Source organism: Dokdonia sp. Hel_I_53 (assembly GCF_007827465.1).
Taxonomy (GTDB): domain Bacteria; phylum Bacteroidota; class Bacteroidia; order Flavobacteriales; family Flavobacteriaceae; genus Dokdonia.
On record NZ_VISL01000001.1, the window covers coordinates 1799870 to 1825837 of the forward strand.

A 25968-nucleotide genomic window follows, 5' to 3' on the forward strand; every position below is an offset into this window, starting at 1 on the left:
GTAATTTTAAATAAATTTGGTTAAGGCAAACCGATGTCTTGTCCGTAACCCTGCTAAATTATAGCTATAGTCCACTTTAAAGAAACGATAATTGCCAAAACATGCATTCTAACTTCTAAATAAAAAGAAACTTAGTTACACAGCACACAAAATTTCTCCAGCGCGTTTTAAAACATCATCATCTTTGGCATAGCAAAATCGTAGCATTTTATAATCCTCTTGATGTAGGTTAAAAACTGATGTGGGTATAGCAGCTATTTTGTATTGTTTTGTAAGTTTTTTTGCAAAATTAACGTCAGATTCATCTGTAATGGCGCTATAGCCTAGCATCTGAAAATAGGTGCCAGCACTTGGTGTATACGTAAATCGTGATCCCTTGATAGCCTCTAGAAATACATCTCTTTTTTGCTCGAAAAATTTGCTAAGCTGCATGTACTTTTTCTCATTTTCTAAATACTGACTAAGCGCATGTTGAGAAGGATGATGCACAGAAAATACGTTAAACTGATGTACTTTTTGAAATTCTTGCATTAACTCCTTAGGTGCTAGTGTATAGCCTAATTTCCATCCCGTAGTATGAAATGTTTTACCAAATGATGCGGTAATAAAACTTCGTTCTCTTAAACCTGGATAGCGAGCCACACTTTCATGTTGTTTTCCGTCAAAAACCATGTGCTCATACACCTCATCACTTAACAAAATAATATCCGTATTTTTTAGAATGCGTTCTAGAGCAATCATATCTGATTTTTCCAAAATTGTTCCCGTAGGATTATGCGGGGTATTTATAATAAACATCTTAGTTTTTGGAGTAATCGCGTGCGCTACTTCGCTCCAATCAACTTTGTAACTTGGTGCTTTTAGTTGAATAGGGACTACCTTACCACCATTTACAATCACTGCAGGTTCATAACAGTCATATGCTGGCTTAAGGACTATAACTTCATCGCCCGGTCTTATAAATGTGGAAACTATGGTAAAAATAGCTTGTGTTGCACCTGCTGTAATGGTTATATCAGAACCTGGAGCATACTCACTCCCGTAAAGTGAGTTTGTTTTTTCGGTGATTTTTTCGCGTAAGCGAAAGATACCTGGCATAGGTGCATACTGATTGTAACCCTTTGCCATTGCCTGAGAAACCAAGTTATGAAGTTTAGGATCGCTACCAAAACCTGGAAATCCTTGCGCTAGATTTAGTGCTCCCTCCTCATGCGCAAGCTTACTCATTATAGAAAATATCGTAGTTCCTACGTTGGGCAATTTTGATGTGTGCTTCATGCGATTGTTTGAAACCTAAAGATAGCAATTGGCTTTCTTTTGAATCATAAAAGACTATTTTCCTAAATCTTGAGCTGCTTTTTCTAACTCTGCATACCACTCTTCTCCAAATTTTCGAATAAGAGCATTCTTTGTAAACTTATAAACGGGTACTTTAAGTTCTGCGCCTAGCGTACAAGCATCGTCACAAATAGGCCATCTATGGTAATTTACGGCAGAAAATGAGCTGTATTTTTGGACACGCACAGGATATAAATGACATGAAATAGGCTTTCTCCAGTCTATCTTGCCATCATTATACGCATCTTCTATCCCACAACTTGCCCAGCCTTTATCATTAAAAGTGACATAAGCACACTCTGCACCGTTTACAAGTGGTGTCTCTAGCTCCCCATCTCTAGATATAGAGGTACCTTGTGCCTCAATAGCCGCAATTCCTTCTGGTCTTAAAAAAGGCTTTACATCATCATAAATATCTTGCATGATTTGTACCTCCTCTTCTTCCAGAGGTGCTCCAGCTTCTCCAGCTATACAGCATTCACCTTTACAGGCATTAAGATTACAGACAAAATCTTTTTCGATTATATCTTCTGATACGATTGTTTGTTTGAGTTGAAACATAAGTTCACAAAGATAGTTTCTCCTACTAGAAAAACAACACCTTCTGTAACTGGAATTCTAGGCTATTAGAAGTTTATAACCCACCCCATGAACGTTAGTTATTTTAATTTGTGGATCGTCTTCTAACTTCTTACGCAGTTTTGAGATGTATGTGTCCAGACTTCTACCTACAATCACACCGTGATCTTCCCACACAGCTTTAGTTATGACCTCTCGCGTTACTACTTGGTTAACATTAGTTGCCAGTAATGTTAAAATCTCGCCCTCCTTCCTAGAGAGTTTAATGTCCTTATCTGCTACCACAAGTTTACTTTGTTCTTTATAGAATTGAAAGATTCCTAAAGTTTCATACTCTTGTACAAGTGGATTTTGAGTTGCTAGTTTTACGCTTTCGCGAAAGCGTACCCCAAGAAATATAAGTAGTCCCAGTGCGAGTGCTGCTATACTCACCTTACTTAGTGAAAGAGTTGTACTGCTGTCGTTAAAAGTGACTTCTATACGATGACATGCTTCAGGAACTTCTCGTCCTTTACAGGGTACAATGGTTTTGTCCCAATTCGTATGCATTTGATAACTGTAAGAAATCTCTTGATCTTTACAGCGTACCACCTCAACGATATAATTTTTTGACAAGTCTGCTTTTTCAAAGTTACTATCCAAAAGTGCTACAAGACTATCTGGTAAAATGGCTATATCTCTCTCAAATGAAAGTTGAAACTGCTGTAAACCTATTTCCTTAACTGGTAATACCAAACTAGAACTATCACCATCCAGCAACAAAAGCTCATTACCCGCATTACGCAGGGCAATTTTTACTCGTTCTGGTGTATTCCCGTGGCTAGGCTGTTCAAATGGAATCGCCCAAGAGAGAGTAATTAAACAAATGGCAGCTATACTTATGTAAAGACTATTTTTCATTATAAATACAAATAACTGATATCTGCCTGAGAATTGACACCTATTGACACTTCTTTTACACTCTTTTGACATTTGGTAGGTTCACTTAAAGGTAGTTTTAGGCAAAACTATATTTTATGAGAACATTCTGCCTAATTATTCTTATTTGCACTGCTTATGTCTGTAATGCACAATACCTAAACACTGTTTATGATCTTGACATTGACAAAAGTTTTATTGAGTGGAAGGGAAGTTATTCTTTCAATTTTGGAAACCACAAAGGATTTGTTAAGCTCAAAAGTGGCAGTATTACCACTTATAACAACACTATAATTGATGGCGAGTTCGTGATAGATATGACCACGATTGCTAGTGATCCTGAGCAAGACCATCTAAGCCCTATAAAACATTTAAAAAACGAGGATTTCTTTTATGTAGAAAAATTTCCAGTGGCAACTTTAAAATTTAATGAGGTCAAGTATATACCGGAGAAGAATATACATGAAATAGTTGCAGCTCTGACCATTCGAGGGGTTACAAAAACTCAAAAGTTTTATGCGACTGCAAATGGCGCAGAAAAGTCATTTGTCACCCAACTAAAAATTGACCGAACTCGTTGGGGAATCATTTACAATCACAAACTAAAAGATGACGCTATAAGCGATGCGATAGAATTTGACGTTCGACTGTTTTTTAATTAAAGGGTTGAGAATTAAAAAACCCTTGATAAAAGTATCAAGGGTTTTAAATATCTGTTCGCTTTCGCGAAAGCGGAAACTTATTTTTTCACATCAAAGCGATCTGCATCCATCACTTTTACAAATGCTTTTACAAAATCATTTATAAAACGCTCTTCACCATCGGCAGCTCCATAAACTTCTGCAACAGCTCTAAGCTCAGTATTTGAACCAAAAATTAAGTCTGCTCTTGATCCTGTAAATTTCATTTCTCCCGTGCGACGATCTGTACCAGAAAACAAAGTGTCATCTGATGAAAGCCCTTTCCAGGTATAGGTAAAGTCTAAAAGATTTGTAAAAAAGTCATTAGTTAGTTGACCTGGTCTGTCTGTAAGAACTCCTACTTTAGAATTATCATAATTGGCTCCTAATACACGTAAACCACCTACAAGCGCCGTCATTTCTGGTATAGAAAGATTGAGCAATTGTGCGCGATCAATCAACATGTTTTCGGCTGCTGTATCCTTCTGTGTCTTTGAAACGTAGTTTCTAAAACCGTCTGCCTTAGGCTCTAGGTAGCCAAAACTGTCTTTATCTGTATCTTCTTGTGTGGCATCTACACGTCCTGGTGTGAATGGTACTGTAATGTCATGACCCGCATCCATTGCAGCCAGCTCTACTCCTACAGATCCTGCTAAGACAATTAAATCTGCTAATGAAACTTCACTTTCAAAAGTATCTTTAATGTCTTTTAATATAATAAGTACTTTATTAAGTTGCTCAGGATTATTTACTTCCCAGTGGCTTTGCGGTGCGAGTTGAATACGCGCTCCGTTTGCACCACCCCTTTTATCAGAATTTCTAAACGTTGAAGCACTTGCCCAAGCCGTAGTAACCATTTCAGAAACGGTTAAGTCACTATCTGCGATTGCATTTTTGAGTAGGACAATTTGTCCTTCATCTAAGGTGTAACCGTTTGCTTCTGGCAATGGGTCTTGCCAAAGTAATTTTAATTTAGGTACTTCTGGCCCTAAATATCTAGATAGTGGACCCATGTCACGATGGGTTAACTTATACCAAGCGCGTGCAAAGGCATCTGTAAAAGCTTGATGATCCTTGTGAAATTTCTGTGAAATTCTCAGATACTCTGGATCTGTTTTAAGTGCAATATCTGCCGTAGTCATCATCAAACGTTGCTTTTTTGAAGCATCTCCGGCAGTAGGAGCCATGCGTGCATTGCTTTCTTCTGTAGGCGTCCACTGATGTGCACCTGCAGGACTCTTTGTTAACTCCCAATCATAATTTAATAGTACATCAAAATAATCTGCATCCCATTGTGTAGGGTTAGGAGTCCATGCTCCTTCAATACCAGAGGTAATTACGTCATCTAAAACACCTGACTTATAACTGTTTTTCCATCCTGTGCTCATTTCTTCTATAGATGCACCGTGTGGTTCTGTCCCTACATACTTATCTGGATCTGCAGCTCCGTGTGCTTTACCAAAAGTGTGTCCTCCAGCTACTAAGGCTACGGTTTCTTCATCATCCATTGCCATGCGACCAAACGTTGTTCTAATATTTGCTGCAGATCCCATAGGATCTGGGTTACCATTAGGACCTTCTGGGTTTACGTAAATCCAGCCCATCATAACTGCGCCAAGTGGTGCTTCTAGCTCGCCATCTTCATAACGCTCATCATTTGCTCCCCATTCAGTTTCTCTTCCCCAGTAAATATCTTGTTCTGGCTCCCATACATCTTCACGACCACCTGCAAATCCAAGTGTTGGAAAGCCCATAGATTCTAAAGCACAATTCCCCGCTAATATCATTAAATCTGCCCAGGAAATTTTATTACCATATTTTTTCTTGATTGGCCATAATAGGAGACGTGCCTTGTCCAAATTTCCATTATCTGGCCAACTATTAAGAGGTGCAAATCGCTGTGTACCCGAACTAGCGCCACCACGTCCATCACCTATTCTATAGGTTCCTGCACTATGCCAAGCCATACGTATCATAAAGCCTCCGTAATGACCATAATCTGCAGGCCACCAATCTTGAGAGTCTGTCATTAAGTCAAGCACCTCTTGCTTAAGAGCTTTAAAGTCTAGACTATTAAAAGCTGTAGGGTAGTCAAAATCTTCACCCATAGGATCAGATTTCTTAGCATTTTGACGTAGTATATTTAGTCTTAATTCATTAGGCCACCAGTCTCGGTTCGTTGTACCTCCACCAGCTGTTTTTTTATGAGCTCCCCCCATAAAAGGGCAATTTGCAATTGCAGCTGGGTCGTTTAGGTCAAAAGTTTCTGTATTTTTCATATCTTAAGGTTGTGATTCACAAGTTTGAATCCTAAAGATATTTAATATACCACGATTATAGTATAGTTTATTATTAAAATTAAATGATCTGCTATAGAATATATTTATAGTAAATTTTACAATTTGTTCATATTGAATCTACAGGTTTAATGGATTAGAATAGAGTACCTTTGCCGGCATTTTAAAATAGTACAGCAATGAATTTTGATTTAAAAGAGACACTTACAGCTACAATGGTTCTTTTTGCAGTAATAGATATTATAGGGAGTATTCCTATTGTATTGAAACTTCGTAAAAAAACAGGACATATACAAAGTGAGAAGGCCGCTGTTGTGGCCCTAGTTGTAATGATCCTTTTTGTGTTTGTAGGAGAAAGTATTCTTGGGCTTATTGGTATTAATGTTTACGAGTTTGCCGTTGCAGGTTCTTTCATTTTATTCTTTATAGCCTTAGAGATGATTTTAGGAGTAAGTATATTTAAAGATGATGATACGCTTAGTAAGAAAACCGTTTCCGTATTTCCGCTTGCTTTCCCATTAGTCGCTGGACCAGGTACCCTAACCTCGCTTCTTGCATTACGTGCAGAATATAACTTAGTCAACATCATAATTGCCATCGTGCTTAACATCCTTCTTGTATATGTTGTGCTTAAAACCTCAAGACATATTGAGCGTTTTTTAGGTAAAAACGGGATTGCTGTGATACACAAAGTTTTTGGTGTAATTTTGTTAGCCATTGCTGTGAAACTTTTTACAGCAAACATTCAAGAACTTTTTAAATAACCACATATGAAATATATCATTCCAATTGGAATTTTAATGGCTTTAGCGCTTCTTATTTATAATGCTATACTTATAGACTATTCTGATCCCTTTAGAAATGATAGTAGTGTAGCCCTTATTGGTGTAATTGCCTGTGCCTGTGCGATTTTATTACTTCTTATCTTAAGAACCTCTCGTAAAATAGCTGCTAAACACCAATAACTTGTCTGTTTTGTTTCTATCTTATAGTTTTAAGAAAGTCCAACTTTCATTTCTACATTAAGTAAATGATAGACGGGTTATAAATCTCGTAAATCAGTCCTATTATAAAAGTTAGAATTGCTAGTATAGAAAATAACTTATGTAACTTTTGATATAATAGATTACGGCGTAATTTTGAAATTAACCTTTTATCCTTAAGATTCTCAATCTGAGATAAAATGACCGGAGGTTTCAAATAAAATGGACTAACTGAAATTCCATGGTTTATAAGTAGTGCAGCACTATTATCAAGCAATCTAAAGATGATAGCAATGATGTAAACAAAAAAAGCCACTACCATTAACATTACTTATCTTCTTTTGTAAGTTCTATAATTTTCTTTATCATACTATCCTCTTCATTAACCATCATTTCAAACATGTTGTTTCCATAAAGTTGACGAGCCATGGTTGCTTTCAAGTATTTCTTATATAATTCTCGATATTTGACAGCTTTTAAGCTAATATTACTTAATTGTGCAAATGCAATAAATTCTTCTACTACCTGATCGTCCACAAGAACCTCTTTTTTAAAGCGGACTATAGGTAGATTACGATAATAAGGCCTGTTTTTCTCTAGTTGTTCAAAAATAAACCTACTCATAAATCCAGACCTAAGTACATAATTGAGATGTTCTATCTCATAATCTGTATTCTTTGGCACAAATATATCAGGTATGATCCCACCGCCACCATATACAATTTTACCTAATGGGGTTCTAAATTTTAATGAATCTGCAACCTTAATACTATCTGCACTTCTAAGCTCTCCATTTTCATACCTATTGAGATAGTCTTCAAAATAATCTTTATTACCTAACTCATACGGTTTCTGAATAGAGCGTCCAGTAGGAGTATAATATCTTGCAATGGTTAATCTTACGGCACTTCCATCTCCTAAATCCATCTCACGCTGCACTAATCCCTTTCCAAAGGATCTTCGCCCCACAATTAGTCCTTTATCATTATCTTGTAAAGCTCCAGCTACAATTTCACTGGCGCTGGCAGAATTTTCGTTAATCAATACAAACACCTCTCCATCTTCAAAGAGACCATCATCAAGAGAAAAGCTATTTGAAATATTACCTGTTTTATTTTTTGTGAATAGTATGAGCTTATCTTCTTCTAAAAATTCATCTGCAACACCCTCTGCACTGGATATATACCCTCCGGGATTATCTCTAAGATCTAATGCTAATTGCGTAGCACCTTTTCTTTTGAGCTCCCTTAATGCAGTCCTAAATTCATCATGGGTAGTTTCTGCAAATCGATTAATTTTTATATAGCCCAACTCATCTGTAATCATATAACTCCCCACCACACTGGAAATAGGCACGTGATCCCTCTTGAATTTAAAGGTAAGAAGCTTGTCTAAGCCAGGTCTTTTCACTTTGATTTCTATGGGTGTTCTTATCTTACCCTTTAGAATTTTTGATAATGAATCATCTGTAATTTCATTGTCCGTTAACTCTATACCATTTGCATAAACAATACGATCTCCTCCTTTAATACCAGCCTTCTCACTAGGCCCACCTTTAATCGCTTGTATCACTGCAACAGAGTCTTTATAAGGATAGAAACTAACACCTATTCCCACAAAGTCCCCTTTCATGTTTTCTTCTAAAACTTGATATTCGTCTGATGGTATATAAGTTGAGTGGGGGTCTAAATTATCTAAAATGCCATTTACTGTGACATCTACGATACTATCTGTATTAATAGCATCCACATACTCATAATCAATGTAATCTATGAGCTTGTTAAGTTTCTCTTTTTTTGCGTTAGATGTAAATAGCGCTGTATCATTGTACCCAAAATCTAATAGACTTCCCAGAAAAATACCCAAGGCAATGCCTAGGCCTAATAATATGGGAATATACTTTCTACTAATGTTCATTTATAGGTCTATATCTTCTAAGTGTACTATCTCAACGCCAGCTTTGGCTAAAAATTCTACTCCAGCTAAATCTTTATATGAATTTGTATAAACGACTCTTTTAATGCCTGCTTGGTGTACTAATTTACTACAATCTTTACATGGGCTTAATGTAATGTATAATGTTGCTCCATGACAAGACTGAGTAGAACTTGCAACTTTTAAGATTGCATTTGCCTCTGCATGCAATACATACCATTTTGTTATCCCATTATCATCTTCACATACATTCTCAAAACCAGTAGGCGTTCCGTTATAACCATCTGAGATTATCATTTTATCTTTAACAATAATAGCACCTACCTGTTTGCGCTCACAATGAGAAAGTTTCCCCCACTCCCGTGCCATGCGTAGATAAGCGATATCATATTTAAGTTGCTTTGAAGACATTGTTGCTTTTTTTATTTCGCGAAAGCGTAATTATCCACACTCTTTTCTAAAAATAGTCTTAACACTAGGCTGTAAAGGTTTCATTAAAAATTTATACTTGAAAGTGCTGTTCTAAATACTGGTATTGCCACCCCAATTACTATAGATGAAATTACCATAACCCAATCTCTCAACGAAAATCTAAAAATAGCTTGTCCCACAAAACTTATGATAAGCACTATAAACACAATTATGAGTTGTGCGGCTTCTATACCTAAAGTATATTCTAATAAAGGTAGTAATTTACTTTCTTTACCAGCGGTCATCATCTTAAAATAGGTAGAAAACCCTAATCCGTGGATGAGGCCAAAGAAGAGAGCCGCAAATAGGTGTATATTGATTTTTGAATTGCGAGATTTTTTTCCCGCAGTAAAAATATTATATAGTGCTGTAATTAATATGGTAATAGGAATAAGCACCTCTACTAAAGAAGTATTTACGGCAATAATACCGTAAGCAGATAATGCTAGTGATACTGTGTGTCCTATGGTAAAAACAGTAACTAAAGTGAGTAATTTTTTCCAGTTTGAAAATAGGTAAGGAACTGTTAAAACTACAAGGAAAAGAATGTGATCATATGCATCCCAATCTAATACGTGATAAAGTCCTTCTTTAAAATAGAACCAAAATGTATCCATCTGCTAATTTTAGGGGGTTTTTATCAAATGTACAAATTAAAAATGGTCAATAAATAGCTATATTTGACACTCTATTTTAAAATTAAAATTATGTCTTTTTCAGATTTATATGATAGCGGTTTCCGCACTAGAAACCAAGATCACTTTGCCTCAATTGTTAGAGTGGCGATGGATGATGGAGTAATTTCAGATGCAGAAAAATCTTTTTTAGATCGATTGGCTCGTAACCTTTCCATATCTATGGAAGAATACGACGTCATACTTGAAGATTATATGTCTCACCCTATCAATCCTCCTACGACATATGATAGGAGATTAGAGCGCTTATATGACCTTACGAGAATGGTGCATATTGATCATAAATTTGATGAAGAAGAGCCTCTTTTAAAAAGACTTGCTATAGGCTTAGGATTTTCTATTAGCAATGTGAAATATGTGGTTGATAAAGCTCTTAATCTAGTTAGAGAAGGTGTGGATATTGATACGTTTCAAGAGGAAATTAAAAGTATGCACAAATAAAAGATAAAGTCTATTAAAAAAAAGTGGGGCTACACTGGTGTAGTCCCACTTTTTTTATTTTGTATAAACTCTTTTCTAGTAAAGCAATTATTCATTACTCATAAATTCTTCTGCTTTTTCTACCATAAGCTTGCTTCCACAGAAAAATGGTACTCTCTCGTGTAATTCTTTAGGCTTAATATCCAGTATTCTAGTAAACCCATCGCTTGCTTTTCCTCCAGCTTGCTCAGTAATAAAAGCCATTGGGTTACATTCGTAAAGTAATCTCAGTTTACCATTTTGTGCTCTAGAGCTTTTAGGATAAATATAGATCCCGCCTTTTATCATGTTGCGGTGTATATCTGACACTAAAGAACCTATATACCTTGAAGTATAAGGTCTTCCTTCTCCCTCTTCTTGACAGTATTTAATATATTTCTTTACTCCTTCTGGAAAGTGCACATAATTTCCCTCATTGACAGAGTAAATAGGCCCCATCTCTGAGAATGTCATATTAGGGTGGGAAAGATAAAATGTTCCTATAGCAGGATTTAAGGTAAAACCATTAACTCCATGACCCGTTGTATATACTAACATTGTAGACGTTCCATATATAATATATCCAGCGGCTACTTGTTCTCTTCCTGGTTGCAAGAAGTCCTCTAATTTAACAGGAGTGCCAGCCGGAGTAATACGTCTATAAATCGAAAAAATAGTCCCTACAGATACATTGACATCAATATTAGAAGATCCATCCAGTGGATCCATAAGTAAGACATATTTATTATTATGATCTTCGCCTTGTCCTTGGATCGTTATAAAATCGTCGTTTTCCTCACTTGCAATTCCACAAACAATGTTTCGGTTAGTGAGTGTAGATATAAATGTCTCATTTGCCATCACATCTAACTTCTGTTGATCTTCACCCTGGATGTTTGTTTCTCCTGCTGTACCCGTTATATCTACAAGACCTGCTTTATTTACTTGATGATTTACCACTTTTGCGGCAAGCCTTATAGAATTTATTAACCTGGATAATTCTCCAGAAGAATATTGAAACTCTCCTTGATTCTCAATAATAAATTCGCCTAGGGTTTGATTTTTACGTGACACTAGAAGTAGATTTTATAAATTTCCGTAAAAATACTTTTATTTGTGATTACTACAACGTTTTAGACCTTTATTAATGGGTTATATTCTTTATTTTCGTTAAGAACCATTACTATACTATATGTCATTTTCTATACGCAAAGCTACCTCAGAAGATATGGACGGTGTGCTAGACCTTATAAAAGAACTAGCTGTTTTTGAAAAGGAGCCACATGCTGTAAAGATAGATAGTGAGATTCTACGCAAGTACGGCTTAGGAACGCACCCTCTATTTACCTGCTTTGTTGCAGCAATAAAAGAAAATATCGTAGGGATAGCATTAGTTTATAATCGCTTCTCTACTTGGGCAGGAAAATCTCTACATCTTGAAGACTTGATTGTTTCTCAAAAATACAGAGGTCAAGGCATAGGGCAATCTTTATACGACAGGGTAATGACTCACGCACATGAGAATGATGCTAAACGGGTAGAATGGGTTGTATTAGATTGGAATAAAAATGCCATTGATTTTTACAAAAAAAGTGGCGCACAATTTTTAAAAGATTGGTATTTGGTGCAAATGGATGAGAAGCAATTATCATCTTATGTAAAGAGATTATAGTCCGCTTTCGCGAAAATTTGAAAGCCTAAAATTAATTCGTAATGAAAATATTTCGCGAAAGCGGAAACATAGAGAGTTATGCAAATATTTAAATTTGGTGGTGCATCTGTAAAAGATGCATCTGGTGTTAAAAATATCGTTGCCGTTTTACAAACGATGGAAGCTTCTAATAAAGTGGTTGTAATCTCTGCCATGGGTAAAACGACAAATGCGATGGAAGCTGTGGTTAAGGCATACTTCAAAGAGACTTCAAGTGCGATTATACAATTACAAGAGTCTATAGATTATCATGCCTCGATTGTAAAAGAATTATTTAAGGAAGGGCATCAAGTCCATACATCAATACAGCTTTTGTTTGACGAGCTTAAAGGCTTTTTATTCTGGAATAAATCCCCCAAATATGACTTTGTATACGATCAGATTGTAAGTTATGGCGAGCTTATTTCTACTACCATAGTAAGTTTCTATTTGAAAGAACAAGGAATAAAAAATACTTGGTTAGATGCTAGAAATCTTATTAAAACAAATTCTAATTATAGAGATGCTAGCGTAGATTGGGATCAAACACAACGCAATATCAAAGAAAATATAGTTTCTAAGGGGCTTTATATCACACAAGGTTTCATCGCATCAGATAGCAATAATTTTACAACTACATTAGGAAGGGAGGGCTCTGACTATACTGGAGGGATTTTTGCATATTGTCTAGGTGCGCAGAGTCTTACAATTTGGAAAGATGTTCCTGGTGTATTAAATGGAGATCCACGTGTTTTTGAAAATACCGCACTATTGCATGAAATTCCTTACGAGGAAGCTATTGAACTGGCGTTTTATGGAGCCTCAGTCATACACCCTAAAACGTTACAACCTTTACAAAGAAAAGAGATTACACTTTTTGTAAAATCTTTTAAAAACCCTACCGCTAGTGGTACTTCTGTCACAAATACAAAGTCACTTGTACCTTTAATACCCTGTTATATAGTAAAAAAAGGCCAGGTTCTTATATCGCTCTCCTCTTTAGACTTTTCCTTTATGATGGAAGACCATATAGGTGAGGTATTTAAATTACTAGCTCAATATAAAATGAAAGTAGATCTTATACAAAACTCGGCGATAAGTTTTTCTGTTTGTGTAGATAATAAGTTTAACCGATTAGAGGAACTCACTCAACAGCTCAAAGGAAAATTTAAGATAGACGTGCAAAAAGATGTTTCATTATATACTGTAAGACACGCTACAACAAAGAAGCTAGAAGAGTTTACTAAGGGCAAAAACATTCTTTTAAAGCAAGTAGCTGGCCGTACAGTACAGCTTATAGTACAAGAATAATCTTTGTTTCTTATTTTTTCAATTTATGAAGGCTCGCTATACTCAAAGAGCTCTCTTAAAGTGTGTATTGCCTATATTTGTTATCTAATATTCTTTTAAAAATATGGGTCTTGTTACCGCAAAAGAGGTTGCACATGCTATTAAAGTCGATAAGCTAGGTTTTATAGGCACGTTTATGGGGTGGTCACTAATGAAAGTGCTCAAGATTTCTACGGCAAATAAGATCTACAACCGAAACAAACACCTTAACGATCTAGACTTCTTAAATGCGCTTCTAGATGAATTCCAAATTAAATTTGAAATACCCGAAGAAGATTTAAAAAGGCTCCCTAAAGATGGTGCTTATATTACAATCTCTAACCACCCATTAGGCGGAATTGATGGCATTTTATTACTTAAATTAATGTTAGAACAGCGCCCAGATTTTAAAATCATTGCAAATTTTCTACTACATCGTATTGAGCCCTTGAAGCCCTATGTAATGCCAGTAAATCCTTTTGAAAACAACAAGGAGGTAAAGTCAAGCATTGCAGGTTTCAAGCATGCTATTAAACATTTAAAAGATGGGCATCCACTTGGAGTTTTTCCAGCAGGAGAAGTCTCTACGTATAAGGATGAGAAACTTGTCGTTGATAAACCTTGGGAAGAGGCAGCTATGAAATTAATCCAACGCGCAGAAGTCCCTGTGGTTCCCATTTATTTTCACGCAAAAAACAGTAGACTTTTTTATCAGCTATCCCGCATTAGTGATACTTTAAGAACAGCTAAGTTACCTAGTGAACTTCTTTCTCAAAAAAATAGGGTAATCAATGTGCGTATAGGCAATCCAATTAAAGTTGCAGCTCAAAAAGAACATGCATCCATACCAGAATTTACTGAGTTTTTACGCAAGAAAACGTATATGCTCGCAAAGACTTTTGAGAAGAAAAGTTTACTTAGTAGTATTCCTGGCACACTAAAATCAACAAAAGAGCCCAAGGAGATTATCACAGAAACTAGTGCACGACTCATAGCAAAAGAAATTGAAAAGCTTAGAAATGACGATAAAAGACTATTACAATCTAAAAACTACGAAGTCTTTTTAGCACCCGCAAAAGAGATCCCTAACACCTTACAAGAAATAGGCAGATTACGTGAAATTACTTTTAGGGCCATAGGTGAAGGAACCAATGAAGCAACAGATGTCGATAAATTTGACCGTTATTATTACCACATGTTCTTGTGGGATAATAATGCAAAGAAAATGGCAGGTGCTTACAGAATGGGGCTTGGGTCTAAGATTTATAAAAAGTATGGTATAGATGGTTTTTACTTACAAGATCTATTTAGATTTGAACCTGAGCTGCACAAAATGATGAGTCAGAGTATTGAAATGGGTAGAGCTTTTATTGTAAAAGAATATCAACAAAAACCAATGCCACTATTCTTACTTTGGAAGGGAATCGTTCATACTACACTTCGTTTTCCAGAACATAAATTTTTAATTGGCGGTGTTAGTATTTCAAATCAATTTTCAAACTTCTCGAAGTCGTTAATGATTGAGTTTATGAAATCGCATTACTACGATCCATATATCGCACAATACATAAGGCCTAAAAAAGAATTTAAAGTCAAGCTTACTGATGCAGACAAAGAATTTGTTTTTGACGAAAGTGAAGCCGATTTAAATAAATTTGATAAATTGATAGAAGAAGTAGAGCCGGGCTCTTTAAGGCTTCCAGTGCTTATCAAAAAATACATCAAACAAAATGCAAAGGTTATTGCATTTAACGTAGATCCGTTGTTTAACAATGCTGTAGACGGCTTAATGTATATAAAGATTTCTGATTTACCAGAAAGTACTGTAAAACCAGTTATGGAAGAATTTCAAGAAGAATTAGAGAAGAAATATGGAAATATAGCTTCTACTACATTAGATAGCGATAATTAAAAAATTAGCTAGATTGTGAAACCACAAGGCTGCTATATTTTGCCTTGATAATCATAAAAACTCCATAGCCAACTAATCCAAGAGCTACAATACCCATAACAATAGACCCAAATTCGTCTTGAATAAAACTAAAAGCGTCTGTTTTACTAAGCTTTTGAGCATTATCACCTAGACCAGCTTTTACAAAAAGAAAGCCAAGTACACCTGCAACAATACCCCTCGAAGTATATCCTACTTTACCAGCTTTCATAATAAATTTTTGAGCTCTATGATCAAGGCCAGCAGACTCAACTTCATCTTTAAATTTACCTGAATAACCTTGATAAAATTCATAGACACCTTTTCCTACTAATATCAACCCAATAATTATAGCACTTGCAGTGGCATATTCTGAATTAAAAAGTTTAGAAAAAAATGAATTTCCTCCTTGAGAATTGTCTCCCATTACAATTTTTATGGCTGTATAGGCCAGTGAGCCATAAAGAATACCACTCACAAAATATGCAACTCTTTTTATAATGCCCTTACTGTCGTTATCTAAGTTGTTTGGATTTGCAATTGCTTGATACCACCTCCAGAAGACATACCCTAAAAGACCTATAGCTAATACAATAAGTATAAATTTTCCATAAGATTGAGAGGATAGGAATTCTAAAACAGTTGTAGAGTTAGATTTTTTACCTCCGTATCCAAAGGCTGTCATAGCAGTCAAAAGACCTATTATAAAATAAACAATTCCTTTTGTTGCAATTCCAAAGCTGGCAAGACGTTCTCTTTTACTACTCATTGTATATCATTTTCATGCAATTTATTTTAAAATAAAGAGAAGTGTACTAATTTTTAGATACTTTATTATTTATTGTTAAAGAAATGTTGGGAAATTAACTTACGCTTTCGCGAAAGCGTATATAGAAAATTTATATACTATTTTAAGACAATTTGCTTTTCAAGACTCAACTCCATCTAAAATATAGTCATCTACAGAGATATTTTCTGAAGTATGAAGAACGCTTACATCCCCCGTAGTTTCTAAAATCACAGCTTTAACATGGCTCAATTGTAAGGCATTAGCCTCTCGTAGTTTACCTCTAAGCTCTGCTTCTGTAATTTTTGTTCTTTCAAGATTTTTGTGTAATAGTTTCCCATCTTGCATTAATAGAATAGGAGAATTATCTATAGCTTCCTCTATGTTTTTACTCCTATATCTAGCTAAGGTAATTAGATAGTTGAATAAATATAAGACACCTATAATTAGCGCCCCTAGTAAGGGACCTGGCTTTGCGGTGGCAATACTCATTGCTAATAAGTTACCGATAGCCAGCGTATTGAGAAAGTCAAAGCCTGTCATTTTACTGAAGCTCTTCAATCCAAATATTTGTGTATATAAGAGCACAAGTATGTAAACTCCTACTGCTGCAATAATAGACTCTGGTAATTTATCAAAGCCTTGTAAAAAGTAATTCCAATTGATATCCATAACTCCATGTTTTTTTATGAAGTTACATGAAATAGAACGAATGCAATATCAATAGCAAAAATTTCACATAGCTTTAGCAAAATCACGTCTATGTTGAATGATCACTAGTAAATAAAATTAATTGTTTGCATGCATTTCCATTTGTTGCGAAAGTGTTTTTAGTTTATCTTGACTTATAGGTTTAACCACAAAGTTTTTGACATTAGAGTAAGACGCTGCCTTTTCTTGATCTCTTGGATCGATAGAGCTTGTCACAACAAATATTGTCACCTCTTTAATTACTTCTATCCCAATTATTGCATCTAAAAACTGCCATCCATCAAGAACAGGCATATTTATATCTAGCAAAATCACAGAGGGAATAGCAGATTCTATATCACCTCGCAATACTGGAAGTAAATGATCTAATGCTTTCTGTCCGTCGTGAAAAATTAAAAATCCTTTACAGAAATTTGACATTTTCATTAAGCGCTGTGCGCCAAAAACGAAAATGGGATCATCATCGATTATACATGCTATGTCTATTGGTTTCATTTTTTTAGATAGATTTTAAATGTTGTTCCTATTCCTTCTTCACTCTCTACAAGTACTTTGCCACCCATAGCTTCTATTTGATTTTTAACTATAAAAAGTCCAAGACCTCTTGAGTCAGGATGTCTATGAAATGTTTTATACATTCCAAAAATTTTACTGCCGTGTAAGTCTAAGTTTATGCCAAGCCCGTTGTCTTTAAAGCTTACTATGGTATAATCCTCACTAATATCTATTTTAATTGTAATGTTTAATACCTCTGTTTGCTTTCTGTATTTAACAGCATTTGTTAATATGTTGAGAAAAGAACTTCGCAAATATTCTGGAATCACTGTAACTTTAATAGCGTCTTCTTTCGAAAAACTAATATTGCAATTAACTTCATCTAATAATGCTTTTATACTTACAATACTACGTTCTATTTCTTTACATAAATCTACTTCAATATAATCTTCTTTCCTGCAGTTTTCAAAACCAGAAATATCGCTAAGGTTTACAATGGTTTCCTGCAAATTCTTAAACGCTTCCTTTAATAATGAGAATACCTCAACATCCTTAACTTGTGGTACATCATTTTCAAGGAAACCTAATAACATATCAAGATTACTCGTGTGAGATCTTAAATTATGAGAAACTATGTGTTTAAAATTTAGAAGTTTATTATTCTTGCTTTCTGTCTCTTCTAAGAGTAGTTCAATCTTTTTATTAGCATTTTTAAGAGAGCTAATATTTGTTATTTGAGAAATAAAGTAAGACGGTGTTTTATGTTTAGTGCGCACTAAAGAGACAGACAGTATGCACCAAATAATATCCCCAGATTTATGGATATAGCGCTTCTCAATCTGATAATTATCATCAACACCTGCAAGCAACCTGTTGACATTTTTGAGATCCTTAGCTAGATCATCTGGATATGTTAATTCTTGAAAAGTTCGAGTTAACAATTCTTCTTCTGTATAACCTAATATGGTAGATAATTGCTTATTGGCCTTGATCCACTTCCCATCTAAGGAAACCAATGCTACGCCATTAGGAGCACTTTCAAAAGTTTGTTGAAATTTCTCTTCACTTTGATATATAAGTGCTTCGGCTTTTTTTTGCTGATCTATATCTTGAAAAACACCATATACCTTAACGCACTTTCCATTATTAAAAACAGGGACCCCTACAGATCTTACCCATTTTTCTTTTCCAGATTTAGTGACTATAATATATTCCTCATCAAATTCTTCACCTGTTTCAATAGAATTGTTAAAGTCTCGAGAAATTTTGTCCCTGTGAAATCCCTCCTTATAAAAATTTATAGCTTCTTCTATAGAAGGGTCGTAATCTAAACAAACTTCATGAATTCTTTTTGTAGTATCACTCCACTTAACGGTATTAGATTCAATGAAAACTTCCCAAAGACCCACTGACGCAGCTTTCTGAAGCAATTTATAGGATTTTTCCCTTCTTGAAAGAGAAAGTTTTTTAGGGATTTTAAAACTTTTCATTTGTATGTTATTCGACTATAACTAATCGGGGGAGTACTTCAACTTCGTGATTTAATATTAAATATGAAAATGATATATTAAGTTTAATACAATTATAAGTAAATAATCGGTAAAAACAACATTTATATCGATCAAATGCAATAATCGAAAATAAATTGTTTACAGTAGGCCTTTATTTCCTCCCTAGCCTTTTCAAAAGCTAATTCAGTTTCTTGAGGTGAACCTTCAAATTTTGAGGGATCGTAGAAGTCATGGTGCAGCCTTACCGCGTTAGGAGCAGCTATAAATGGGCATTTTTCGTAAGCATGATCACATACCGTAATTATATAATCCCAAGTTACATCTACATACTCGTTAATGTTATTTGAGGTATGACTTGATATGTCTATTCCATCTTTTTTCATAATAGCTACGGCTCCAGAATTAATCCCGTGGGTTTCTATCCCTGCGCTATATATATTTGCATTTTTTCCGGTCATTTTTTCTAAATAACCGTGTGCCATTTGACTACGGCAACTATTTCCTGTACAGAGAACTAATATATTTTTCATTTTTTCATTTTTTATGCTTTCGCAAAAGCGTATGCTACTTAACAACACCCACTTCCTGGGGCGCACCCTGCCATTTCTTCTACTTCACTAACTTGAATACCACATGCTTCTTTTGCTTTACAATCTGTCGCTTGTGAAGTAAGTTTCATCAAAATATTCTTGCCACGCACCTCATAGTCATTTACAAAAAGTTGTGCCGTATGAAAATTTGCATTGCTATACTCTATTTTAAGTTCGGCATCCATTATATAGGACTTTATAGTCCCTACCTTATTTAAAATACCCATTGCTTTAAGTGCACTCATAAAAGTAGTTTTCCCAAGCTCGTTAGGGTCTTCCCATAGTTGAACAATGGTTTCTTTCCAAGCATCTACACCTGCTCCACAGTCTACAGAGTCTACAGTAATGTGCTTTATTTCTGTGATGTGATAATTTGCTCCCACTAATAAATTAGGTGCATACTCAAAGAGTAGTGATTTATCTTGGTGCTGTTTGAGTATTTGTAAAAATTCTTCAGTTTTCATGAAATGTAATTTATTTGTTATTTACTATTTTCCTGATGTTTTCTAAAAGCGCCGCTAGGTGGGTCATGTTAGTAAATGGATTCATCACCGTCATCCTAAGAAAGAAATCACCTCTTAACCTAGTAGAGACTATGTAAAATATTCCATCTTCAAGAAGAGATCTTCTTATGTTTAAGTTTATATCATCTAAATTTCCACCCTTACCTATATGTCGAAAACAAACAATGTTAGATACAGGATCCAGTGCTAATTCAAAATCTTTTTGTTCTTTTATAAATGCACCAAAATTTATAGCGGTGTCATACAATGTGGTGAGGAAATCTTCAAAGAATTGACTTCCATATGCGTTAATCAGTACATAAAAGCGCAAGCTCATCATGCTCTTTGTACACTCAAAAGTGCGTTTAGCAAGATTGAACCAGTCAGGATCGTCATTTTTTTCCCAAAGATATTGTGCCTTTTGCTCAAAAGCAGCATAGCTTGATGTGCTTTTTTTAAATAGAACAGCAGTAGTTATTGCGCTGATCCCCATCATTTTATGGCCGTCAATAATTATAGAATCTGCTTGATTAGCTCCATTGAGCAACTGCTTGTACTTTGATGAAAAAATAGCCGCTCCTCCGTGAGCAGCATCTATATGGAACCAAATATTTTTTGCTTTCGCGAAAGCAGAAATAGCCTCAAGATCATCATAAACTCCAGTACTCGTACTTGGGGCGCTGCCTACAACTGCAATTATTTCAAATCCATTGTTAATCGCTTGAGCATAATATGTTTCAAGCAAATCTGTACGCATCTTAAAATTTTTATCTGATGGAATTTTTATAATTCCTCCAGAGCCTAATCCCATAATACGAGCACTGCGATCTACACAGTAGTGTGCTTCTTCTGAAACCAAAATGGCTAATTTATGAGTAGCACCTTCATTCCAAACATCGCTAGAAGCTTTTATACTGCGAGCGGCTAACAGTGCCGTAAGGTTTGCAAGTGTACCTCCTGAAGTCAAAAAGCCATCTCCATTTTTAAAACCCAAAGCTTGGGTAAAAAATTCAATTACAACCCGTTCCAGAGCTGTAGAGGCAGCTCCCATTTCATAAACCGCCATTCCATTGTTAAGCTGTGCGCTTAGTAAGGTGGCTAGTGCAGATAGTGGTACAGAGGGTGCTACTTGATGTCCTATGTAGTGAGGGTGATGGGTATGAATGGATCGCTCTATAACCGTCTGAAAGAGCTGCGAGGTAGTGTAGCCTTTTTGTTTGAAATTTTTCCAAAAGAGGTATTCTTCATCTGGCTCAGACCAGTTAATAACCTTCTCACTCTCCATAGAGACTGTCTTACTTAAATAATCTGATAGTAAGTTAATGAGATGATCACCCTCTTCCTTAAAAATGGAACTATCATATACTTTATGCAATAAAGGTGTGCTCATAATAACTTAGCAACATTTTGCTTTTGTAACATTAAAAAAACCATTGAAAAGCTCTTGAACTTGTTCCCACTTAAGGACATCTATACTGTAATATTGTGATTTTCCTTTGAAGTAACTTTTTAAGATTCCAGCCTTTTTTATGACTTGTAGGTGTTGAGAAGTGGTAGGTTGTGATAATCTTATTTTATCTGATATATCTTGACATAAGCAACCATCACAATCTCCTATATAATCAATAATAGCAACACGAGCGGGATGAGAAAATATTTTTGCCAAATCTGCTATCATATTTGCCTGAGTGGAGTGAATGTGTCGTTTTGTAACGCCCATAATAATTAAACTTTAAACAAAGTTAATTAAAAAATGTAATATAGCAATATTACGATGATAACCTATATTAAAAAAACGCTCAGCATTGCCCAGCGTCATTTATACTTTTAAAACCAAGGCTTTCTACCTGATTGGTAAGTGTTATAAAATTCGGCATCTGTTTTTGTTAAATATATGACACCTTCTACAATTCCAACAACCCAAGCAATACCAGAAGTTATACCACAGGTTACAAAACCTAATAAACTCATTACAAGAAGAACAATCCCTTCTTTTGTATAGCCTAAAATAAATTTATGAATCCCTAGTGAGCCGAGTAAAATTGCTAGTATTCCAGAGAGTAATTTTTTATTTTCAGTACTATTGGTTGTTTGATTCCAATCTTCTTTAGCTTGATGAAAAGTGTTTTTTGCCTCTTCTGTAAATTCTCTTGCTTTCTCTTCAAACTGGTCTGCCATTCTCTTTGCATCATTTCCAGTCTTATCTCCTGGTATTTTATCTTCTTCCATGGTTTAATGTGTCTTATCGATACTCATTTCTTAAAATTCAAAAATCTATTTTAAAGCTATGATCCTTCCTTTTCAAAAGCACTGTCAATAGGCTCCCAAAGCTCAATCTTATTTCCTTCTGGATCTAAAATCCAGCCAAATTTCCCATAACTATACTCTTCCATTTCACCTATAACCGTAACTCCTTCTTTTTTTAAAATAGCTAATAAATCTACTAGATTATCTACTCTAAAATTAAACATAAATGGCTTCTCACTAGGTGTAAAGTAATTGCTATCACTAGCCATAGGGCTCCACTGTGTTGAGCATTTATTGCCATTTTCATCACGCCACCAAAAAGTCCATCCATACTGATCTGTAGGTAGGTCAAGATGTTTTTTATACCACTTTTTTTGGGCATCAGGATCCTTACTCTTAAAAAACATACCACCTATACCTGTGACTCTTTTCATAAATATATTATCATTTTTTACCCTAATGAAACAGTTCAAAAACTGTTAGCTACCTTTACTATATTGTCCTCTTTAAAATAACACCAGAAAGTACCGCGCATAAAGAGCCCAATGTAAATGTCATAAAAAACATCATAGCTCCAGCCATAAGTGATATTTTAAGTGGACTTATATTTTGATAACTCTTAGATGCATTTTGTGCTTGCTCTATTTTTGACGGAATTCCACTTTCTTCTGCTAGTTGCAGTTGATAAGCGTTGTAGTCTCGAAAAAAGTCTGGATGTATAAACTGGGTAAATATGACATCGATGAGCGCTATTCCGAGTGCGCCACAAATAGCAATAACAATACCTGTTTGTAAAGCCTGGCTAAAAGTAATTTGCCCAGCATTTACAGTATCTCGTCTATAGGCAATTCCAAAATAGACTAAGGCCACCACCATCCCTATAACTGCATACCCTATAAGCTCTTGAGTGCTATAATCAAGTGATTTTCCTAGAAACAATGCTGCCCCAAAACCTATAAACCCAGAGAGAAAAGCAATCATTCCAAATTTTTTTACAGCTAGACCCATTTTAATATTTAATTTAGGACTTCTAAGTTACTAAAAACGTGCGAGTATTTTATCAACTATAGTTTGAGACAATTTAACCTTACTCTCTATTGTCCACCCAGCAATGTGAGGTGTAAGTATTACATTATCTTGTTTGATAAGATATTCTAATGGCACAGGTATGCTTTGGTTTCCTGTAAAAAGATTTTCAAAAGATAAATTTTCATATTCTAAAACGTCTAATCCAGCACCTAATATTTTACCATCCTTCATCGCAGCAACGAGATCTTTTGTAACAACTGACTTACCCCTTGCAGTGTTTATGAGATAGAACGCTTTCGCGAAAGCGTTTATAAAATTACTATCTACCATTTGATCGGTTTTAGGGGTCCAAGGTGTATGTAAACTCAACACATCTGCCTCTTTTTGAAGGGTTGTTAAAGACACTTGTCGAGCGTTTTCATCTCCCAGCCCATTCTTTAGATCATAGCATACTACATTGCAATCAAAACCTTTTAATTTCTTTGCAAAGGCTTTTCCCATATTTCCATACCCAATGATCCCAACGGTTTTTCCCTCTAATTCAACACCCCTATTCTGCTCCCGGTTCCAATGACCCGCTTTTACCTCTCTATCTGCACGATTAATATTATTGAAAAGATTTAGAAGCATTCCTAATGCCTGTTCTCCTACAGCATTTCTATTTCCTTCTGGTGAGTTTATAAGATAAATCCCTTTTTCTTTTGCATATTTAACGTCAATACTCTCTAAACCAGCACCTACACGAGCGATGAATTTTAAATTAGTAGCAGCATCTATAAAAAGTCTGTCTATTTTGAATCTGCTTCTTATCACAATGCCATCATACATTCCTATAATCTTCTCAGTCTCTGCTTTTGAAATTTTATAATTCTCATCATTAGTATGTCCTGCATCTGTAAGTTGATCTACAAGTAGTGGGTGATTTTTATCTAAATGTAATATTTTCATTAAATACTAATTAAAATATAATGTGTATGGTTTTACGTACATTCTTCAAAACAAAGCAATGATCTCTTCGGGAACTCTCATGGGTTTACCCTCCGGCATTTTTAATAAACACCAATTTGTGATTGCGCTTGCTAAGATTTTATCGTCATCCTTACGACGTATGATTGTATGACGCTCTGAAGTTACGGCAGTGAATTTCTCCACAAAGGTGGTGACAATGACCTCGTCATTTTGAAAAGCTTCAGACTTATAGGTTATATAATGGTCCTTGACTACCCACACCATTTCATTTTTGGGAATATCTTTAAAATAGTTTGCTGTGGCTTGTTCCCAATGCTTTGAGGCTGCCGTTTGCACCCACTCTAAATACACCACATTATTCACATGACCTAGCATATCGATGGCAATAGCAGGAACTGTAAGGTGATATTCAAACTTTTGCTTTTTCAAAATCCTAAAATTAATTTGGCTATAGAAAAGAACAACAAAATTCCAAAAATATCATTACTAGTAGTTATAAAAGGTCCTGTAGCAATCGCTGGATCGATACCTCGCTTATCTAAAATAATAGGAACAAAAGTTCCTACTAAAGAAGCTACTATTATTACAGATAGCATCGCTGCAGCAATCGTAATACTTACTAAAATACCAAAGTCAAACACAACTCCAAAGATGATGACCAAAACACCTAAGGCAACACCATTTAATAAACTCAAACCTACTTCTTTTAACAAACGATTAAAAAGACTCCCTTTTACATTATCATTTGCTAGACCTTGTACAATAATTGCACTTGATTGTACCCCTACATTTCCAGCCACCGCCGCTACAAGTGGCGTAAAGAAAAATAGCTCTGGATGTGAACTCAGTGCCCCATCAAAGGCTTGCATAATGTTTACTGCTCCTAGACTTCCTATCAATCCTAAAACAAGCCAAGGCAGTCTTGCACGCACAAGCTCAACAATCGTATCATCTGCTTCTGCTTCCCCTGTAATACCAGCGGCCATCTGATAATCTTTATCTGCTTCGTCTTTAATGAAGTCTACAATATCATCAATAGTAATTCTACCTAGTAATTTTTTCATGTCGTCTACCACTGGGATAGCCTCAAGATCATACTTCTGCATTAACTTTGCAACATCCTCTGCAGGATCGTTAACATTTACAGCATCTACTTTTGGAATATAGATTTCAGATATTTTTGTTTGTGCAGTAGAGGTAAGGAGGTCTTTAAGAGATAACCTACCTATCAATTCATCCTCTTTGGTAACTACATAGATAGAATGTACGCGTGTCACCTCCTCTGCCTGACGGCGCATCTCTCGCACACATCCAGCAACCGTCCAAGTCTCTTTTACCTTAATAAGCTCTTTGGCCATTAATCCACCAGCACTATTTTCATCATAGAGCAACATCTCACGGATGTCTGCTTTATGCTCTGCATCTTCTATTTGATCAATAACAGCTCGCTGTATATGATCATCGAGCTCTGCAATCATATCTACCGCATCATCGGTATCCATTTCTTGCACCTCATCTGCAATTTCTTGAGGAGTAAGGTTAAATAGTAATTTCTCTCGGACATCCTCATCCAGCTCCATTAAAGCTTCAGAAGTTTGCTCACTATCTAGCAGCCTTACAAGATATGCTGCTTCTTCACCATGAATCTCATCAAAAACTTCGGCAATATCTGCGTGGTGCTCACCACTCAAGATCTCGCGCAGTGCACTATCGTCCTCATTTGCTATGAGAACTTGAATGTGATCTATAAAGTCTTCTGTAACTTCAAACTGCATGATATCCTAGATTTTTCGAGCTTCACAAATATAGGTAAATACTATGT

29 protein-coding genes are annotated in these 25968 nt (G+C 35.4%); 7 read left to right on the forward strand and 22 right to left on the reverse strand.

Annotation, left to right across the window (positions count from 1 at the left end):
- Window positions 1-135 precede the first annotated feature (135 nt).
- Genes OD90_RS08005 through OD90_RS08015 form a run of 3 tightly spaced genes read right to left on the reverse strand, consistent with a single transcriptional unit; the run spans window position 136 to window position 2817 of the window.
- Window positions 136-1278, reverse strand: coding sequence for a methionine aminotransferase (locus tag OD90_RS08005; protein WP_144668664.1), 1143 nt, complete (start codon window positions 1276-1278; stop codon window positions 136-138).
- Between the two features lie 54 nt (window positions 1279-1332).
- Window positions 1333-1899, reverse strand: a complete 567-nt coding sequence (locus OD90_RS08010; RefSeq protein ID WP_144668665.1) for a DUF3109 family protein — start codon at window positions 1897-1899, stop codon at window positions 1333-1335.
- Between the two features lie 57 nt (window positions 1900-1956).
- Window positions 1957-2817 (reverse strand): winged helix-turn-helix domain-containing protein, encoded by an 861-nt coding sequence (locus OD90_RS08015; protein WP_186434733.1) that lies wholly within the window; start codon window positions 2815-2817, stop codon window positions 1957-1959.
- Window positions 2818-2933: 116 nt separating this feature from the next.
- On the opposite strand from OD90_RS08015, the gene OD90_RS08020 reads away from it, so the two are divergent.
- Window positions 2934-3497, forward strand: coding sequence for a YceI family protein (locus tag OD90_RS08020; protein WP_144668667.1), 564 nt, complete (start codon window positions 2934-2936; stop codon window positions 3495-3497).
- Window positions 3498-3574: 77 nt separating this feature from the next.
- Here the strand turns inward: OD90_RS08020 and katG are convergent, their stop codons facing one another.
- Entirely contained in the window at window positions 3575-5794 is a 2220-nt protein-coding gene (gene katG / locus OD90_RS08025; RefSeq protein WP_144668668.1) for a catalase/peroxidase HPI, read from the reverse strand.
- 197 nt (window positions 5795-5991) lie between these two features.
- Between katG and OD90_RS08030 the strand changes: the two genes are divergently transcribed.
- Window positions 5992-6576, forward strand: coding sequence for a MarC family protein (locus tag OD90_RS08030; RefSeq protein WP_144668669.1), 585 nt, complete (start codon window positions 5992-5994; stop codon window positions 6574-6576).
- Between the two features lie 6 nt (window positions 6577-6582).
- Entirely contained in the window at window positions 6583-6777 is a 195-nt protein-coding gene (locus OD90_RS08035; protein WP_144668670.1) for a hypothetical protein, read from the forward strand.
- Between the two features lie 345 nt (window positions 6778-7122).
- Here OD90_RS08035 and OD90_RS08045 read toward each other — a convergent pair whose 3' ends face one another.
- The 3 genes from OD90_RS08045 to OD90_RS08055 all read right to left on the reverse strand — a co-directional run bounded on the left by OD90_RS08045 (window position 7123) and on the right by OD90_RS08055 (window position 9818).
- On the reverse strand, window positions 7123-8712 hold the full coding sequence (locus tag OD90_RS08045) for a S41 family peptidase (RefSeq protein ID WP_144668672.1): 1590 nt from the start codon (window positions 8710-8712) through the stop codon (window positions 7123-7125).
- Window positions 8713-9141: a deoxycytidylate deaminase gene (locus tag OD90_RS08050; RefSeq protein ID WP_144668673.1), complete on the reverse strand. Its 429-nt coding sequence runs from the start codon at window positions 9139-9141 to the stop codon at window positions 8713-8715.
- Window positions 9142-9224: 83 nt separating this feature from the next.
- Window positions 9225-9818 carry a HupE/UreJ family protein gene (locus OD90_RS08055; RefSeq protein WP_144668674.1) on the reverse strand — a complete coding sequence of 198 codons (594 nt, stop codon included), beginning with the start codon at window positions 9816-9818 and terminating at the stop codon, window positions 9225-9227.
- A gap of 90 nt (window positions 9819-9908) precedes the next feature.
- Between OD90_RS08055 and OD90_RS08060 the strand changes: the two genes are divergently transcribed.
- On the forward strand, window positions 9909-10337 hold the full coding sequence (locus OD90_RS08060; RefSeq protein ID WP_144668675.1) for a TerB family tellurite resistance protein: 429 nt from the start codon (window positions 9909-9911) through the stop codon (window positions 10335-10337).
- An 87-nt stretch (window positions 10338-10424) separates the two neighbouring features.
- On the opposite strand, the gene fbp is transcribed toward OD90_RS08060, so the two are convergent.
- Window positions 10425-11429 (reverse strand): class 1 fructose-bisphosphatase, encoded by a 1005-nt coding sequence (fbp, locus tag OD90_RS08065; protein WP_144668676.1) that lies wholly within the window; start codon window positions 11427-11429, stop codon window positions 10425-10427.
- Window positions 11430-11547: 118 nt separating this feature from the next.
- On the opposite strand from fbp, the gene OD90_RS08070 reads away from it, so the two are divergent.
- The 3 genes from OD90_RS08070 to OD90_RS08080 all read left to right on the forward strand — a co-directional run bounded on the left by OD90_RS08070 (window position 11548) and on the right by OD90_RS08080 (window position 15286).
- Window positions 11548-12027 carry a GNAT family N-acetyltransferase gene (locus tag OD90_RS08070; RefSeq protein WP_144668677.1) on the forward strand — a complete coding sequence of 160 codons (480 nt, stop codon included), beginning with the start codon at window positions 11548-11550 and terminating at the stop codon, window positions 12025-12027.
- A 78-nt stretch (window positions 12028-12105) separates the two neighbouring features.
- Window positions 12106-13356: an aspartate kinase gene (locus tag OD90_RS08075; protein ID WP_144668678.1), complete on the forward strand. Its 1251-nt coding sequence runs from the start codon at window positions 12106-12108 to the stop codon at window positions 13354-13356.
- 103 nt (window positions 13357-13459) lie between these two features.
- On the forward strand, window positions 13460-15286 hold the full coding sequence (locus tag OD90_RS08080) for a GNAT family N-acyltransferase (protein WP_144668679.1): 1827 nt from the start codon (window positions 13460-13462) through the stop codon (window positions 15284-15286).
- A gap of 4 nt (window positions 15287-15290) precedes the next feature.
- Here the strand turns inward: OD90_RS08080 and OD90_RS08085 are convergent, their stop codons facing one another.
- The 14 genes from OD90_RS08085 to mgtE form a co-directional block, all read right to left on the reverse strand.
- Window positions 15291-16073, reverse strand: a complete 783-nt coding sequence (locus tag OD90_RS08085) for a DUF1206 domain-containing protein (protein WP_144668680.1) — start codon at window positions 16071-16073, stop codon at window positions 15291-15293.
- Window positions 16074-16232: 159 nt separating this feature from the next.
- Complete coding sequence (locus OD90_RS08090) at window positions 16233-16763, reverse strand: DUF421 domain-containing protein (protein WP_144668681.1); 531 nt, start codon at window positions 16761-16763, stop codon at window positions 16233-16235.
- 117 nt (window positions 16764-16880) lie between these two features.
- Window positions 16881-17297, reverse strand: coding sequence for a response regulator (locus tag OD90_RS08095; protein WP_144668682.1), 417 nt, complete (start codon window positions 17295-17297; stop codon window positions 16881-16883).
- A complete protein-coding gene (locus OD90_RS08100; RefSeq protein ID WP_144668683.1) occupies window positions 17294-18787 on the reverse strand; it encodes a PAS domain-containing sensor histidine kinase in 1494 nt (497 codons plus the stop codon). The genes OD90_RS08095 and OD90_RS08100 overlap by 4 nt, the downstream gene beginning before the upstream one ends.
- Window positions 18788-18918: 131 nt before the next feature.
- Window positions 18919-19338: an arsenate reductase ArsC gene (locus tag OD90_RS08105; RefSeq protein WP_144668684.1), complete on the reverse strand. Its 420-nt coding sequence runs from the start codon at window positions 19336-19338 to the stop codon at window positions 18919-18921.
- Between the two features lie 38 nt (window positions 19339-19376).
- Window positions 19377-19862: a DUF6428 family protein gene (locus tag OD90_RS08110; RefSeq protein ID WP_144668685.1), complete on the reverse strand. Its 486-nt coding sequence runs from the start codon at window positions 19860-19862 to the stop codon at window positions 19377-19379.
- Between the two features lie 10 nt (window positions 19863-19872).
- Window positions 19873-21291, reverse strand: a complete 1419-nt coding sequence (locus OD90_RS08115; RefSeq protein WP_144668686.1) for a pyridoxal phosphate-dependent decarboxylase family protein — start codon at window positions 21289-21291, stop codon at window positions 19873-19875.
- 6 nt (window positions 21292-21297) lie between these two features.
- Entirely contained in the window at window positions 21298-21621 is a 324-nt protein-coding gene (locus tag OD90_RS08120; protein ID WP_144668687.1) for an ArsR/SmtB family transcription factor, read from the reverse strand.
- A gap of 107 nt (window positions 21622-21728) precedes the next feature.
- Window positions 21729-22130 carry a TM2 domain-containing protein gene (locus tag OD90_RS08125; RefSeq protein WP_144668688.1) on the reverse strand — a complete coding sequence of 134 codons (402 nt, stop codon included), beginning with the start codon at window positions 22128-22130 and terminating at the stop codon, window positions 21729-21731.
- Between the two features lie 56 nt (window positions 22131-22186).
- Window positions 22187-22582, reverse strand: coding sequence for a VOC family protein (locus tag OD90_RS08130; RefSeq protein ID WP_144668689.1), 396 nt, complete (start codon window positions 22580-22582; stop codon window positions 22187-22189).
- Between the two features lie 58 nt (window positions 22583-22640).
- On the reverse strand, window positions 22641-23156 hold the full coding sequence (locus OD90_RS08135; RefSeq protein WP_144668690.1) for a DUF4199 domain-containing protein: 516 nt from the start codon (window positions 23154-23156) through the stop codon (window positions 22641-22643).
- A gap of 30 nt (window positions 23157-23186) precedes the next feature.
- Window positions 23187-24125, reverse strand: coding sequence for a 2-hydroxyacid dehydrogenase (locus tag OD90_RS08140; protein ID WP_144668691.1), 939 nt, complete (start codon window positions 24123-24125; stop codon window positions 23187-23189).
- A 45-nt stretch (window positions 24126-24170) separates the two neighbouring features.
- Entirely contained in the window at window positions 24171-24575 is a 405-nt protein-coding gene (locus OD90_RS08145) for an acyl-CoA thioesterase (RefSeq protein ID WP_186434734.1), read from the reverse strand.
- Window positions 24572-25921 (reverse strand): magnesium transporter, encoded by a 1350-nt coding sequence (gene mgtE, locus OD90_RS08150; protein ID WP_144668693.1) that lies wholly within the window; start codon window positions 25919-25921, stop codon window positions 24572-24574. Before mgtE ends, OD90_RS08145 begins: the two co-directional genes overlap by 4 nt.
- Window positions 25922-25968 lie beyond the last annotated feature (47 nt).

Excerpts from the sequence above, each read along its gene's own strand:
- OD90_RS08100 (WP_144668683.1), bottom strand. The coding sequence starts at position 18,787 with ATGAAAAGTTTTAAAATCCCTAAAAAACTTTCTCTTTCAAGAAGGGAA.
- OD90_RS08090 (WP_144668681.1), bottom strand. The coding sequence starts at position 16,763 with ATGGATATCAATTGGAATTACTTTTTACAAGGCTTTGATAAATTACCA.
- OD90_RS08005 (WP_144668664.1), bottom strand. The coding sequence starts at position 1,278 with ATGAAGCACACATCAAAATTGCCCAACGTAGGAACTACGATATTTTCT.
- OD90_RS08105 (WP_144668684.1), bottom strand. The coding sequence starts at position 19,338 with ATGAAAAATATATTAGTTCTCTGTACAGGAAATAGTTGCCGTAGTCAA.
- OD90_RS08015 (WP_186434733.1), bottom strand. The coding sequence starts at position 2,817 with ATGAAAAATAGTCTTTACATAAGTATAGCTGCCATTTGTTTAATTACT.
- mgtE (WP_144668693.1), bottom strand. The coding sequence starts at position 25,921 with ATGCAGTTTGAAGTTACAGAAGACTTTATAGATCACATTCAAGTTCTC.
- OD90_RS08140 (WP_144668691.1), bottom strand. The coding sequence starts at position 24,125 with ATGAAAATATTACATTTAGATAAAAATCACCCACTACTTGTAGATCAA.
- OD90_RS08050 (WP_144668673.1), bottom strand. The coding sequence starts at position 9,141 with ATGTCTTCAAAGCAACTTAAATATGATATCGCTTATCTACGCATGGCA.
- OD90_RS08055 (WP_144668674.1), bottom strand. The coding sequence starts at position 9,818 with ATGGATACATTTTGGTTCTATTTTAAAGAAGGACTTTATCACGTATTA.
- OD90_RS08130 (WP_144668689.1), bottom strand. The coding sequence starts at position 22,582 with ATGAAAAGAGTCACAGGTATAGGTGGTATGTTTTTTAAGAGTAAGGAT.
- OD90_RS08060 (WP_144668675.1), top strand. The coding sequence starts at position 9,909 with ATGTCTTTTTCAGATTTATATGATAGCGGTTTCCGCACTAGAAACCAA.
- OD90_RS08080 (WP_144668679.1), top strand. The coding sequence starts at position 13,460 with ATGGGTCTTGTTACCGCAAAAGAGGTTGCACATGCTATTAAAGTCGAT.
- OD90_RS08020 (WP_144668667.1), top strand. The coding sequence starts at position 2,934 with ATGAGAACATTCTGCCTAATTATTCTTATTTGCACTGCTTATGTCTGT.
- OD90_RS08070 (WP_144668677.1), top strand. The coding sequence starts at position 11,548 with ATGTCATTTTCTATACGCAAAGCTACCTCAGAAGATATGGACGGTGTG.
- OD90_RS08045 (WP_144668672.1), bottom strand. The coding sequence starts at position 8,712 with ATGAACATTAGTAGAAAGTATATTCCCATATTATTAGGCCTAGGCATT.
- OD90_RS08125 (WP_144668688.1), bottom strand. The coding sequence starts at position 22,130 with ATGGAAGAAGATAAAATACCAGGAGATAAGACTGGAAATGATGCAAAG.
- OD90_RS08010 (WP_144668665.1), bottom strand. The coding sequence starts at position 1,899 with ATGTTTCAACTCAAACAAACAATCGTATCAGAAGATATAATCGAAAAA.
- OD90_RS08095 (WP_144668682.1), bottom strand. The coding sequence starts at position 17,297 with ATGAAACCAATAGACATAGCATGTATAATCGATGATGATCCCATTTTC.
- OD90_RS08030 (WP_144668669.1), top strand. The coding sequence starts at position 5,992 with ATGAATTTTGATTTAAAAGAGACACTTACAGCTACAATGGTTCTTTTT.
- OD90_RS08115 (WP_144668686.1), bottom strand. The coding sequence starts at position 21,291 with ATGAGCACACCTTTATTGCATAAAGTATATGATAGTTCCATTTTTAAG.
- OD90_RS08075 (WP_144668678.1), top strand. The coding sequence starts at position 12,106 with ATGCAAATATTTAAATTTGGTGGTGCATCTGTAAAAGATGCATCTGGT.
- katG (WP_144668668.1), bottom strand. The coding sequence starts at position 5,794 with ATGAAAAATACAGAAACTTTTGACCTAAACGACCCAGCTGCAATTGCA.
- OD90_RS08120 (WP_144668687.1), bottom strand. The coding sequence starts at position 21,621 with ATGGGCGTTACAAAACGACACATTCACTCCACTCAGGCAAATATGATA.
- OD90_RS08085 (WP_144668680.1), bottom strand. The coding sequence starts at position 16,073 with ATGAGTAGTAAAAGAGAACGTCTTGCCAGCTTTGGAATTGCAACAAAA.
- OD90_RS08135 (WP_144668690.1), bottom strand. The coding sequence starts at position 23,156 with ATGGGTCTAGCTGTAAAAAAATTTGGAATGATTGCTTTTCTCTCTGGG.
- OD90_RS08110 (WP_144668685.1), bottom strand. The coding sequence starts at position 19,862 with ATGAAAACTGAAGAATTTTTACAAATACTCAAACAGCACCAAGATAAA.
- OD90_RS08035 (WP_144668670.1), top strand. The coding sequence starts at position 6,583 with ATGAAATATATCATTCCAATTGGAATTTTAATGGCTTTAGCGCTTCTT.